This is a genomic window from Streptomyces sp. BR123 (genome assembly GCF_013401435.1).
In the GTDB taxonomy this organism is placed as follows: Bacteria; Actinomycetota; Actinomycetes; order Streptomycetales; family Streptomycetaceae; genus Streptomyces.
This window is the reverse complement of the sequence record NZ_JACBGN010000021.1, coordinates 1-13,907: the sequence shown is the minus strand read 5'-3', so window position 1 is coordinate 13,907 and position 13,907 is coordinate 1. Positions and strand designations below refer to the sequence as shown.

Annotated in this window: 7 protein-coding genes; 2 read left to right on the top strand and 5 right to left on the bottom strand. The window is 65.4% G+C overall.

From position 1 onward, the window contains the following. Positions 1-5 precede the first annotated feature (5 nt). The 4 genes from dpdH to dpdE are packed head-to-tail and all read right to left on the bottom strand — an operon-like array spanning position 6 to position 9,885. The gene (dpdH, locus tag HYE82_RS05720; RefSeq protein ID WP_309144213.1) at positions 6-3,086 is read right to left on the bottom strand and encodes a protein DpdH; all 3,081 of its coding nucleotides are present in this window, start codon (positions 3,084-3,086) and stop codon (positions 6-8) included. After that, on the bottom strand, positions 3,079-4,008 hold the full coding sequence (dpdG, locus tag HYE82_RS05715) for a protein DpdG (RefSeq protein WP_179172820.1): 930 nt from the start codon (positions 4,006-4,008) through the stop codon (positions 3,079-3,081). Before dpdG ends, dpdH begins: the two co-directional genes overlap by 8 nt. After that, positions 4,008-6,611, bottom strand: coding sequence for a protein DpdF (gene dpdF, locus HYE82_RS05710; protein WP_309144212.1), 2,604 nt, complete (start codon positions 6,609-6,611; stop codon positions 4,008-4,010). Before dpdF ends, dpdG begins: the two co-directional genes overlap by 1 nt. Further along, complete coding sequence (dpdE, locus tag HYE82_RS05705; RefSeq protein WP_179172819.1) at positions 6,601-9,885, bottom strand: protein DpdE; 3,285 nt, start codon at positions 9,883-9,885, stop codon at positions 6,601-6,603. The genes dpdF and dpdE overlap by 11 nt, the downstream gene beginning before the upstream one ends. Positions 9,886-10,419: 534 nt before the next feature. Between dpdE and HYE82_RS05700 the strand changes: the two genes are divergently transcribed. Continuing rightward, the gene (locus HYE82_RS05700) at positions 10,420-10,935 is read left to right on the top strand and encodes a VUT family protein (protein ID WP_179172818.1); all 516 of its coding nucleotides are present in this window, start codon (positions 10,420-10,422) and stop codon (positions 10,933-10,935) included. Positions 10,936-11,045: 110 nt separating this feature from the next. Here HYE82_RS05700 and HYE82_RS05695 read toward each other — a convergent pair whose 3' ends face one another. Continuing rightward, positions 11,046-11,552, bottom strand: coding sequence for a transposase family protein (locus HYE82_RS05695; protein ID WP_309144211.1), 507 nt, complete (start codon positions 11,550-11,552; stop codon positions 11,046-11,048). Positions 11,553-11,557: 5 nt separating this feature from the next. On the opposite strand from HYE82_RS05695, the gene HYE82_RS05690 reads away from it, so the two are divergent. Next, positions 11,558-13,630 (top strand): serine/threonine-protein kinase, encoded by a 2,073-nt coding sequence (locus HYE82_RS05690; protein WP_179172817.1) that lies wholly within the window; start codon positions 11,558-11,560, stop codon positions 13,628-13,630. Positions 13,631-13,907: the final 277 nt, after the last annotated feature.

Below are 13,907 nucleotides of genomic sequence, written 5' to 3'. Positions count from 1 at the left end.
GTCTGTCACCAGTCCTCCCGGTCGTCGTCCGCTGCCGGGGCGGCTGTCAATGCCTGCCACTCGTTGCAGATCTCCTGTACGGCTTCGGCTGCGCTGTCGCCGGCCGAGCCGCTCGACCGTGAGTCGGCGCTGGCGAGCGCAGCATTCAACCAGGCATCAGTTGTCATGAGGAGTTCCTGGACCACCGTCAATGACTTGCCGCGCTCCTTCACCGCGGCAGCGACGCGCGCATTCCGTCGTGCGACGTCATCACGGCTCTCGTCCGCCGCCTTGGTGAGGTCGTCCTCGAGGGCAGCCACGCTCTTCCAGTCGGCGGCCGCGCCCGCTCGAAGCAGAGTCTCAAAGTGACGGGACTGCTCTGCGGTCAGCGGGAGTCCAACCTCTCTGGCCGCCGCCAGAGCGTCGCGGATCGCTGCCATGCCTTGGATCCCCGAGATACCTCGGGGCTGACGAAGCCGGATGGCACCGAGCATTTCCGCAAGCCGGGCGAACTGCTCATCGATCAGGGACGGCCACGATGCGAAACCATTAACCGCTGGACGCACCCACGTCGGTACGTCGACCCCATCGATATTCCAACTCCAGGTCGCTGCGGCCTTCTCCAGGAGAGGCATGACGCGCGCAGCATCGATCATGGTCACAGCGCCGATACCCTGCGCGATACCGACGGCGTGCCGGAGTTGCTTGACGAGTTCGGGGCGCGCCTTGAGGTGCATTTGCAGGGCACCTGTCCACGTGGTGGTCCGGATCAGGTTGTCTTCGCGGCTCCATCCTTGCCCGTCGTCCAGCGCGGCGGACAGCAGATTCGCGGTGGTCATGCCGGGCCATGCCCGACCAGCGAGGGCCGCACCGAGCAGAGACGCTCGCAGTCCCACAACCAGGTGGTCGTCGGTGAGCTCCATGTGTCGCTGCAGGCGTTCAGTGAAGTCGGGCGCATGCTGCTCGGCCAGCGCAGCCAACCTGCGGATGTCCTCGGCTCGGGCCGGCAGCTTTCGCTCTGCCCGCAGCAGGCTGTCGAAGAACCAACTGTCCTTGGCTCGCCGTGTGAAGGTGATCGGCGCTTCTTCAATGCCGCGCAGGTTCTCCTTGGCACCCTCGATGGACACGATGGTTGCCTTGGGGGGCCAGGCTGCTCTCTTCAGGTCTCCCAGGGCCTGCTCCCTCATCAGTGGCGCGTTCCACAGGTACCGCTGGACCACTGCGGTGGACACGGTGCTTCGGATACGGAGAGCGGTTGCCGTGTCGAGCATGCCCTCGCATGTGCTCCACTCATCGACTGTTTCCAGCATTCGCTGAAGTTCCCTGGGGAGTTCATCTGTCTGGCCCGCGGGCCTCGTGTTCGTCTGCGGCTCGTCAGGCTCCCTCCGCTGACGGGTGGACCCGGAGGTATCACGCGGCAGTTCGCCGCCCAGAGGTTCCAGCGCAAAAGCGTCCAGAACCGTGGTGCTCAGCGCGCTGGCATGAGAAGGGGCATCACCCCAGAACTCCAGGACTAGCTTGCGCCGTTCCGCCGAAGCGTGATCACGCTCGTCTACATGGAGGCGAACATCGCGGTTGAGAGGTTCGTCGATCGCCGCAGGGCGGAACTGCTGCCGGAATGCCGGGCCAGGGAACTCACCCCGCTGCAAGTCGCCCGCTTGCTCGACCAACACCGGTCGAACCACGCTGCCCAGTACGACACGCGGATTGAAGGACCACGGTTTGTCTTTGGGAGCCGTTGAGTGAACAGCCCTCACCAAGGCCGACTCGTTGAAGGGATAGAGACCAAATCCGTCGGGCGTCGCGCCGAACGTCTCGTGACACTCCGCCTGCAGGTCGCAGGACATGCACTTGTTTGGAATTCCGTCAGAGGAACGCTCCAGGCCCTCACGGCCAATACGGCCGGCGTTCAAGTAGCGGCCCACAAACGAGGCGATCTGCTGGCTTCCCGACTCCTCCGGGCCGAAGGGAACATCCAGGTGGTAGACGTACCCAGTGGCTGCCTGCATCCTGGTCAGAGCGGTCTCGGGGAGTGAGTGGAAGTAGCCCGTGGTCACGGCCATGAGGGTGCGGATCGGCGCGAGTGTCGTTTGCCCCTCGCGATTGGCTGCCTCCACTACGGCATCAAGCAAGTCACGCTGCACGCCTTGGATGAGGGCGAAGTCCTCGATGAGTAGGACGATCTCCTTCCCCTGCCGGTGGTACTCCTGCCGCACCTGTTGCATGGCGTCCAGTAGACGGCCAGCCCCTAGGTTGGCTGCACCCTTGATAGCCGCCTCAAGGTGGCTATTGAGCAGGTCCACGGCGATAGCTTGGAGGTCGCCACGGGTGCTCATGGTGCCGAGGAGCCGCTGGGCCATCCCCGAAACGGACTCGATGTCGCGAATGTCGAGAGGGAGGTCGCTGACGCTGAAGCCCTCGGGGCGATCAGCCTGCCCTGCCTGGCGGTTGTGAATGAGTTGGGCGGCCAGTTCCGGTACGAACTTTCCCGGGGCCAGCATCTCAGCCCGAACATGCGGGTCGAGGAGAACGGCAGCCAATTTCCCAGGCCCAACGAACATGCGCCCCAAGCCCGCTACCTCTGCGGGAGAGGTGGCCTCAAGGGCTTCGCTCAATTCGTTGAGGATTCGCCTTGCAAGCGACTCCTCATCGATGCCCTCCGTAAACCTGTTGATGTCCTCCTTCAACTGCGCCAAGTCGCTGCTCTCTGCATTTGCGATCAGAGTGCTGACCACGGCCTTGAGACTCGTCTTGGACTTCTCAAGATAGATGACCTCGCGTCGGTCCACATCGGCAGCGTTTGCAGCGAGTCGCTCACGCACCCAGCGCACAAGATGCGATTTACCGGAGCCCGAATCACCCACGACCGGCATGAGCAGGGCGCCGCTATCAGGCTGAAGCGCAAGAAAGTCGTCGAGAACAGCTTGTTCGTCGATCGGCTCACCTTCAAGGACGAGTTCCTTCTCATCCATGAGACGAGCTCGCTTGATCCGCAGCGGCGCATGGGTGGCCAGGAAGACGGACCGTGGCGGGCTGACCGCTTCGGTATTGATCGTGGAGGCCACTGTTGAGGGATCCCAACAGATCATTCTGCCGAAATCAGCCACGGATTGCCTCCAGGATGGTGATGTCGCTGACCGGACGCGGGCTCGCAGGCCTCTCCGGGTCATGCACTAGGAGGATCTTTCGAGCATCGTCGTCGTGCTCCAGGCGAATCCACTTCTCGTCGTGGCCGCGCAACAGAGCAAACGAGAGTGCAGGACCGGCCACGTTTTCACCAGGGTCAGCCACTCCGATAGCGAGAGAGTGGGCTCCTCCCGGTAGGACGGGAAGGCTCTCGCGTAGGGTCCGCAAGGCTTCGACAGCATTGACGCGTTGCGTAATCTGCCACAATACGTTCACCGTCTGCTTGATTGCCACCGTGCAGTCGGACACCAAAGGGCTACGGCCCTCGCTTCGGATCAGTGGCGCTGCTGCCAGCCCGAGTGCCGGCGCCCAGTGTCCGAGACGCAACCAGCGTGTCTCATTCGCGAAGATGGGATGCACCTCCGGTCGCAGCACCTTGTCTTTCTCTATGTCCTTGTCCAGGATCTTCTGTGCGGTGACCCAGTCGACGGGGTGGTCCATGGGATCAAGCGAGAGCAACCAGGCGAGCGCGCGCGTGAGGTCACGAGGGCCCGATAGGTCGTTGTCGGCACCCAAGTTGGTGTTGCGGTCGGCATCAAGGACCGCTCGGCGCAGGATCGAGGTATAGGCATCGAGATCATTGCTGCTGGTCAGTTCACGGGCCGGGCCGGCGAGCGAAAGTTCCTGGCTTTCGCCGTCGATGTACACCAGGCCGAGATCGGAGAGTGAACTGATCGCGTTCTCGAATGGAGGCCGCGACTTTGAGTCTTCAGGCTGCAGGGAAGGAGGGCTCACCAACGCTCGCGCCTCGTTCACAGCGATGCTCTTGCCTAGGTAGACAAGGAGGCGAACCACCGCCCACGTTTGAGAGGGCAGGGCTGCATCTACGTTTAGGAGAGTCATCAGAGTTCCTCCAAGGCGCGGCGGATCGACAGGCTCGCCTCGTATACATCGACGAGCGGTGTGCCCGGTCTCTCTGGGTGGCGCATGTGCCGCGGGTGAATTAGGTAGGTGGGTGTGTTCCAGGCAAACCGGTCCCCGACGTCGTAGCTTGGGCTGTCAGCATCAGGGGCCGTCAACCACACCATGGGACCTGGCCAAGAGGTCAGGAGAGCACCATCCTCGTCGAGGATCACAGTGCGGGTCCGCGCGGTTGTCTGAAGTAGGTTCCTGGTGTGGGCGTTGAGACCCGGTCCGCCGACGACGGCGATCCCCCGCCGTACGAGTTTCTCCACCAGGCGCACGACCAATACGCGGTCGCTCGGCTCCTGCCACCACAGGCTCAGACACTGGCGCTCCCCGAAGTACCGGGCCAGTGGAAGGCGGCCGTGGTTCTGCGGCGAGGGAACCAGGGGGCGCGGCTCGCCGGCCAGGCGATAGAAGCCGTTCGGCTTGAGTTGGGCGGTAGCTCGGCAGTAAGGGCACCCTCGGCAGTTGATTCCGGTTCGGAGTTCTCCCTCCCCATCGGGGACACGATAGTAGGCGCCGAGCACGTCGCCGATACAACGATTTCCGCTTAGGGCGGCTTTGAGTTCCCGCAGGGAAGACTGCTGGTCCCGAAGCAGCTTGTTGCGCTCACTTTCAAAGCGGACTCGAAAGTGGTCGGGGTTGTTGGTCTGAGGGTCTACCAGTTCCACATCGACGTATTTGTTAGCGGTCTCGTAGAAATACTGTAGGCGAGCTTTCCACGTGGCATTTGATTCGGTCTCGCAGCGCCTGGGTGGCTCGGGAGGGTACTGTCTAATCAGTCCGGCTCTCACCATGAGGTTGAGGATCCGAACGTTCCATGAACGACTCGTGTTGTAGGCCACGGACATGTCGGCGGGGTAGGAGTCGAGATCAAGCCGGTAGAGGTCTCCCACTGAGGTCTTGCTGTGCCACATTGCCTCCCACCGCTCCAATGCCCGCGGCGCACCGATGATTGCTTCGCCGTTGATGTGCTCGGCGACCTTCTCGTCCTGCCGCGTTGTGGCCAGATACGCGACCGATGGGCTGCCATCGCGACCGCCTCGGCCGACCTCTTGGTAGTAGCGGTCCACCGTTTCGGGCAGACAGGCGTGCACGATCGTCTTGACATCCGGGAGGTCGATGCCGAGCCCAAAGGCGGACGTGCCGACCACGATGTCGTACCGGGTAGCTGTTGCCTCCTCAGCCGTGCCGTCAGTCGTCCGTCCACCCCATCCTTCCAAGGCTTCGCGACGATCGGCATCGTTGGCCTCGCCGGTGACGTGGACGACGCGCTGCATGCCTCGCGCATGCAGACGGTCGGACCACTCCTTGGCGTCCACGACCTTCGTCGTGTAGACAATCATCGGTTTAGGCAGCAGCGACACGGCGTCGAGGACTGCAATCTCCCTCTTCTCCTCGTTCGCACATGAGTCGATGTAGTAGCTGGGCTCATGGCGGAGTTGGCCAGCCCACACGATTTGTGCACCTTGTGGAGCGGCAAAGAGGGTCTTGAGAGTCTCCATCTGCTGTGCGGTGAGCGTGGCGCTCATAGCGACGGTGACAGGCCGGCGCTCTGGCGGGGATTTGCTAAGCCACGTGCGGCGATGGCTGGACATCGTTTGGAATTCAGTACGGAAGCTGTTTCCCCACTGCTCAACGAGATGCGCTTCGTCGATAACGAAGTATTGGAGCAGGCCCGCTTCTGCCGCGTCCTCCAGCGGCTGCTTCAGGCTTCGGACGAGCGACTCGGGTGAGGTGAACACCAGGCGCTGTCGCCCTGCAGCAATATCCGCCCGCATCTCTGCCTTCTCGTCGGGCGACAGGCCACTGGTGTAGGCGTAGCGGCGGGTGGGGCTTTGGTGTCCTTGCCGTTCGAGGAGATCCCTCGTGCGCCGCTCCATGTCGACAGCCAGGATGCTCGTGGGCACGACCACCACCGACACACCGCTGCTCTTGCTCTGCAAGAGTGCGGGCGCCATCGCCACAGCTGTCTTCCCATGCCCCGTGGGCAGACAGATGATCGTGGTGCTACCCGGTGAGGCAAGCGCCACTGCCCGGGCCGCTTGGCGTTGCCCAACGGACACGTAGCCGCTGTGGTCGTCACCCAGCGCGGAAATCCAGAACGGGTCGGCCGAACACGGTTCAAACTTGCGGCGATGCTGTGCGTCCTGGCCGAGGTAGACCTGCTGAAGGTCTACCTCGGCTGCGGTACGGGAGGTCGCATCCGGCGTCGCGGGCCACCAAGGCTCCGCAGTCACGTACACATGCGAGCCACCGCGGCGTGGCCCGGTTTGGCAATGCAAGGCCTCCCACTGATCCCGGCGAGGCAGTTGAGGATCCAAGGGAACTTCGAAGCCGGTCGTGTTTCCTCGGGCCCGAGCTTCCAAGAGGATCTGCCGGGTCAGCGAGACAACGTCTCGCCATCCTGTGGAACCGTTACTGAGGCCAACAAGCGCGTCACGGAGACGCCGCAAAGTCCCCTTGGCCTCGATCTCGGACGGGATCTCCGGCCAGTTCCTGAACAGGGCGACGGCGCCGGTCCAGTTGTCAGTTGCCACGGCGGACCCTCCTGATGAGGCCCGTCTTCACCACACAGGTCGCGGCCACGAGTTGGATCTTCGGAGTGCTCAGCCCCTGCACCAACGCGTCGGTGACATTCACATCGACGGCGTAGCTCTCCCTGTCCTCAAGTAGGCGGCCGGCAGCTCGGCGCGCTTCTGCCTGTGCCTTCGCAACGGCAAGGCGCTCACGCCCCTGTTCCTGGGCACGAGAGCAGCGGTCGATCAGCTTGGTCGCCTGCTTCAACTCACCGACTGCGACGGCTTCGGCAGCCCTCGCCGACACTTCATAGCCAGGACGACCGTCGAAGAGGTCCGTCAACTGGTGAATCGACTTTGCGTTGAAGTTGCGATCCTTGGCATTGTCATAGGGCGCGTTCAGCCAGTTCAGCGTGGCTTGGTCAGTCAGGGCCTCGTGGCTGCCAGCCGGGACCCACACCTTCAAAGTGAAGGGAGGAAGAAGCCGGTCGGCCTGGTGTCGCAGAGCAGCTGTCGCCTGGACCCCGCCCTGCGTGAACGCCAGTGCCGGAGAGATGTCCGCTTCAACGAGATAGTCGAATCCGAAGTATGGCTCGTGCTCGCCCAGATAATCCCTGTCAAAGCGGGCAAACGCTGTGGCCTGACCCCGGTCGTCGAACGCGATAGCGTTCGAGAGTACGTCGATGAGAGGGTTTCCGACGCGGAAGATCCGCGTCCCGGGGAACCGCAGCGCGGTGGACCGATTGAACGCGCCCCGAGCTACCTCTGCGGTAAGACGCCTACCCTCATACAGGTGAGGAGAGATGAGTGGCGGCGGGGACAGCCTGAACTCCTCGCACTCGCAGCCGTTGATGACACGCGAGTTATGGCGCAGCTTGATTCCGCTCGCGCCCTCCCCATCTCCGGCATACCGTAGTAGGACGTCCCGAGTGGTCTGCCACTCCTGCTCGATCTCCCCCAAGCGGACGGCGAAGTCGGTGTGCTGAGGAGACGCGTCGTAGATCGACTCGAGCATGTCCATCTTGTCGATCGCGCGCCGAGCCGCGGCGAGTTGGGAGCGGACGCTCCCAGCCAGATCACCAAGCCCCTCGGGGCCGTGCTCAAGGGCTTCGCTCCAGACCTGAGGAAGGTGTTCCGCGATGGCGTCCTGCAGTGTGGACACCGACTCGGAGAAGATGTCGTAGCCATCAGTAAGCAGGGACAGCCAAGTGCCGCTGTAGGTCTCAGCATCGACAAGAGCGAACTGGCGGGCAGGGTCTGACTGGCTAAGCGACTCGACGCCGCGGTAGCGGTCCATCCGGCCGAGGCGCTGCTCAAGCTGGTTCGGCGACCACGGCAGGCGCAGGTGGATGACTGTGTCTGCGATCTGGAGGTTGAGGCCGTCCTCGGCGGAGTCATCCACGACGAGCACGGGAGTCTTCCGGGCGGCGCACTCCCGCCACGCCTTGATCGCCTCTTCCGACGCCTTGAGACCGACGCTCCTGGAGTGCTCGGAGACGGAGGCCGTCCGAAAGCGTGTCCGCAGTCGCTGGGCAAGCCGTGTCGCGAGTGTGCCGGGGCCGCAGAAGACCACGATTCGTCCGCCTCCGCTCAGGGCCGGCCGGAGAGTCGCGGTGAGATCCTTAAGCTCGGCGTCGGAGTCTGAGTCGGTGAGTGCCAGTTCGAGCTTCTCGAGGATCTTCGGTTCGTCGGGTGAGAGAGGCGGGTCTGCGAGATAGGTGCGTTCACGCAAAGTGAGGCCCGCCCGCTGTGCTGCATCCTCGTCTCGGCGGACGCGCCACCGGAGCGCATCGATGTAATCCGTGGACACACCGCCGAGGCGCGAGGCGAGTACGCACAGCACGCGAGCGTATGCGCCTCGCGCGATTTCGCGGTCTTCATCGATCAGGCGACCCCAGGTCTGGGTCTGCCACTCCAAAAGACTCTCTGCGGCAGGATCGTAGGACGAGGTCACTGTCAGTGGTGTCGGTTCGGCACGACCACGTACTTCGTAGGGGGCAAGGGCCGCGTCCTCATCGTCACGTAGGACGCGAGCCCGGCGGTGCCTGATAACGCGGCGGTGCAGGCGATACGTCTCGCTGATGTGCGCCCGCAGTTCCGCGATGCGCAGGGTCAGCGTCGGCTCGTCGACTTCCTCGCGCAGATCGCCGTCTTCGTCCAGGAGGTCCAGGACCTGTGCGGCCAGATCGTCGAAGCGCGCATCTGCGGGCAGCACCTCTTTGATGAGGTCGAGCGCGGACGGCAGGAGCATCGGGAAGTCGGCATTGAGGCTGTAGACGCGGTCGGCCAGTTCCGCACGACGGTTGTACCGGTGCTCGAATGCCTCCCGATCGCTCCAGCGGTACATGTCACGGTCGAGGAGGTGCAGAAGGCCTAGGTGTGTTGTGTAGCTGGAGGTCACGGGCGTGGCTGACAGCAACAGGAGCTTCGAGGCGGAGTGCGCAAGTCGGCACAAGGCCTGGTAGACCTCGTCCGTGTCGTCTCTGTCTTGGACCAACAAGTGGGCCTCGTCGACCACCACGAGGTCACTCTCGTGGTAGTTCTCCCACTTTTCGGGTGTCTCGTGTGAGGTGATCGTTACCCGCACAGGGAAGTCCTCGGTGAAGAACTTGTCGCGCAGTTCGGCCTGCCACTGCCGGCGCAGCGGGTCGGGGGCGACGACAATCACCCGGGCCTGAGGGTTGTCGATCAAGGTCTGACGGATGACGTATCCGGCCTCGATGGTCTTACCGAGGCCGACCTCATCCGCGAGGAGATACCGCTGGACAGGGTCGGACAGAACAGTCAGTGCGGCGTTGACCTGGTGCGGGAAGATCTCGACCGCAGACGACAGGAAGGCAGAGATGCCGGCGCAGGCCGCCCGCTGCGTGGTCAGGTTGTGCAGCAGGGGCAGGCGAGTGTCGTACAGGTAACCGGACTCGTTTCCTCCAGACACCAGGACCTGCAGGGGGTCACGTACCGGTTTGTCCCAGCGCACACGGAGTTGAGACTCGGGCACCGGCAAGTCCGAGTCGAAATTGGGGAACCGGATGTAGTACTGGCTCCCGATGCGGTCCCTAACCCGCCCGGCCTGCCACTCACCGGTGCTGGGGTTGCGCCGGAACACGCGGGTCTCCGGCTTGAGTCTGGCGTGTCGACAGTCAGCCGCTGGCAACGTCCGTGACTCGAGTTCCGGTTCGGCGACAGACTCGAAGAAGTCCACGCGGAGCGCGTCGCCGATGACGGCCCCTACCCGGCCGATTCCGGGCGCCCCTGTGAACTCGACGAGGTGCCCGACCGTGAAGCCCGACGACATCCTTCTTCTCGCCCCCCACCTGCATTTATAGCAACTTCGACGAGCTTAGAGGGAACCACTGACAACAACATCCAAAACGCCTCTCACATATTCGGACGTCTATTCGATTACGGTCGGAAGATGCTCCGGCGCAGCACCCCAACAGCCTGGCCATTCCAGGGCGTTTTGCACAAAACAGCCCCGATCGGCTTCCGGGACGGCTGTGAGTGGTGATGTCCGAAATGGATCTAACGATGGGCGGCCATGGCGCGGGGGTCAGCGCTTCCGCTTGCCCTCCAGCGTCAGCACCCACGACCCTCGCCTGCAGACCTGCGCTGGAGCCGAGGCATGGCGGCCTTCCCTACAGGCTGGACCGACACCTCTTTCGTGCCGCCGCCCTGCGGTGTGAGAGGCGAATCCCAGCCAGAGTCTGGCAGGGCGGATGCCTCAGGATTGTCAGTGCCGTGAGCTGTACTGTTTGGACGTTCGCCCCGCCGCCCGTCCGCCGCTGGAGCAGAGCGCAGCAATTCATACCCCCGAGACAGAGAGTAGATCGTGAACGTCCCCGCTCCTGCTGGCATCGCCACACTCATCGCATACATCGCCACCATCCCGGCCGCAAACCTGGCAGTCACCCACTTCGGAGCCGTACCTGTCGGCTTCGGCTACGCCGCCCCCGCCGGTGTGTACATGGTGGGCCTGGCACTCGTACTCCGTGACCTTGCACGAGAATCGGCTGGCCGTGGTGCCGTCCTCGCAGCCATAGCCATCGGCACTGTCCTGTCGTACTTCTTGGCCGACCCCGCCCTCGCCCTGGCCTCAGCAGCGGCCTTCGCGGTTGCTGAGACTATGGACTTCGTCGTCTACGAGCCGCTGCGGCAGCGAGGCCTGCTGATCGCGATGCTTGCCTCGAACGCGGTCGGACTCCTCTCCGACAGCCTCTTGTTCCTGAAGCTCGCCTTCGACTCCTTCGAGTACCTGCCGGGGCAGATCCTCGGCAAGGCGTGGATGACCCTTGCGGCGGTTGCGGTCTTGACCGTCCTCCGCCGGCGGAAGCGCGCTACCTCCTGACCTTCGACCACCGCCTGCCCGCCCAGCGCACCCTTGTGCTACCCGCCCTGGGCGGGCCTGATCTCTGAAACTCGTGCCTGAGTGAGCTTCCGCCAACTTGAAGTGCCAGGTCAAAGGGCTGGTGTGACCGGTCCTCCGGGTCTCGTGCTGGTCGTGGGCGTGAGTCCACGGAGAAGATCATTCGTCAGCGGTTGACTTCGAGGTTCGTCAGGACGAGCAGGGCCCGCAGGAGTTGGGATCCGCCAGTTCTTGAGGTGGGCGAAGCCGTGCTCGACCGGTGCGCGTCCGATGGCGAGGACTCGGTTGGCTTCCTTCTGGCCTGGGGTGAGCCTGTGGGTGCGGGTTGCGGCGTAGCCGGTGACGATCACCGGGTCGTGGATGTTGTTGTCCAGGCCACGGAAGCCGAGGTCGGCCAGTACCCCAAGGCCGGCGGCGCGCAGGTGGGCCAGGATGTGGTCGTGGCGGGCGGCGGTGTTGTCGTGGGTGCGGCCGGGAGCTGTAGGAGACCACCAGCCGGTCTTTCCGGCACGGGGCGACGGCCCTACTGTGTGGACGGCCCGTGCCTGTCGGGCGAGGCCCGGCGGGGTAGGGCCCTGTGGTTCTTCAGAGGGGGGCACGCGTCATGCGCGGGTTGGATCCGGACGATCCGGCGGTGGTCGGCCCGTACGTGTTGACGGGCCGTCTGGGCGAGGGCGGAATGGGCAGGGTCTACCAGGGCCGTTCTCCCGGCGGGCGCTTGGTCGCCGTGAAGGTCGCCAGGCGTGATCTCGCCGCCGATGCGGCTTTCCGATTACGGTTCCGCAGCGAGGTCGAAGCGGCCCGCCGGGTGGGCGGATTCCACACGGCGCAGGTCATCGACGCCGACCCCGACGCGGACCCGCCGTGGATGGTCACGGCGTTCGTCCGAGGCCGGACCCTCGATGTGGCGGTCGCCCAGGACGGGCCGATGGACGAGGCCGGGCTGCGGGCGCTGGCTGCCGCCCTGGCTGAGGCGCTGGGCGCGATCCATGCCTGCGGTCTGGTGCACAGGGACCTCAAGCCGTCGAACATCATCATGTCGGGTGACGGGCCGCGGGTGGTGGACTTCGGTATCGCGCGCGCACTGGACGCGACGCGGCTGACGCAGACGAGCGTCGTGGTGGGTACGGCGGGCTTCCTTGCTCCCGAGCAGATCAGCGGCGGCGTGATCGGGCCGGCCTGTGACATGTTCGCGCTCGGGGCCGTGCTGGTGCACACCGCCGGTGGGCGGGCGTTCGGAGAGGGCAGCCACCTGGGGCTGATGTACCGGGCCGTGCATGACGAGCCGGACCTCTCGGCCGTGCCCGAACCGCTGCGTCCGCTGATCGCCGCATGCCTCGCGAAGGATCCGGGTGACCGGCCGGATCCCGCAGGGCTGCTGAAGGCTCTCGGGCCGCCGTCGTCCGCACCACCGGAGGAACGGCCGGCCGGGTCCGACGCGGGCGTCGGGCCGCGGGAGGGCGCGGCGGACGCAGTCCCGGCCGGCCCAGTCCGCCCCGTCCCGCCCGCGGTGACGGTCCCCGCGACCGCGGTCGACGGCCCGCGGACCGAGGCGCCCGCCCGCGGCGCCGGACTAGGGTCGGCCACGTTCACCACGCCCCGCCGCAACCGCGCCGCGGTCGCCCTGACGTGGGCCACCTTGGCCGCAGTCTGCACCGTTTCCGCCTTCAACCTCACCCGCACGCACGAGACCACCGCCACGGTGATCGTTCTCTTCCCCTGGCTGTCCGCGCCCCTGTTCGCGGCGATCGTCGCCTGGCAGCCCGCCGCCCTGCGGATGGACGCCTCCGGACTGACCGCCGGCAAACAGACCCTGAACGGCAGGCGGGGGGCCCGCATCGCCTGGCGGCACCTCGCAGGTGTCGACCTGGCCCCCTTCGGGCCTCGGAGCTTGCCCGTCCTGCGCCTCACCTTCGCCGACGGCGCGCCCCTGCCCTTCGACCTCGACCCGGACGCCTGGCAGGCCACCGCACTCGACGTGACGGTGTCCAGAAAGGTGACTTGGACGGAATCCGACGGCGGTCCCGCCCGGCCGCGCCGTCCCGACCCCGATGCCCTCTCGCAGACGGCACTGGAAGCCATACGGCACTTCGCGCCCGACACCCTGCCCCGAGGGCAGCAGAGCCGGCCGACCAGAAGGAAGGACCTTCCCGAGCGCCTCGAACTCGCCGTACCGCTGTCCCACCGCAGGGCCGCGGCCGTCGCCTGGCTGGTGGCGGCAGCAGGCTGTGCCTGGTGGCTCTACCTCCGGACACAGGGCGACGATCCCGAAGGCGTCTGGGACCTCCTCCTCTTCACCGTGCCCGGGATCGGCATGCTCACATGTCTGGGACGGCTGGTACAGGCACTGTTCTTCGCCCAGACCGTCGCCTTCGACGCGGCCGGCATCACCGTGGACAGCCTCGGCACAGGTCCCTCTCTCCGCGTCGGCAGCCAGCTCATCCCCTGGGCCGACGTCTCCGCTCTGAGTTCGGTGGATCCCGGGACCTCGATCGTCCGTGTGCACCTGAAGAGCGGGAGGGCGCTGCCGCAGCCGCAACGCGGCCTGGCACGGCACACCCAGACCCGGGTCGACCTGAGCGTGAGCGGCGGCGGCATCCGAGGCTCCCTGGAGCGCCGGCGCCTCGTCACCGCGGTCCGCCACTTCGCCCCCCACGTCGACACCGGCCGCCTTTGAGCACGCCTCACAGCGGTGATCGAGCCGGTGTGTGACGAGCGTAACCGCGCATCATCGGCCGAGGCGTCCCGACGGTACGTACGCCCTGTCCGACGTGGACACCGCCGCCTCCATCCTGCGTACCCTCACGGATGCCGCGCGCCGACACCGCGTGCTCATCTTCGGCGGTCCCCGCCCACCGGCAACAGACCGCGCTTGCCAAGGGCACGGGGCGGGCCCGGTGACCGAGCAGGCTCCCGCGCCTGGAAGCGGCTGGCGCGGGCGGGGTGTCCGGGGG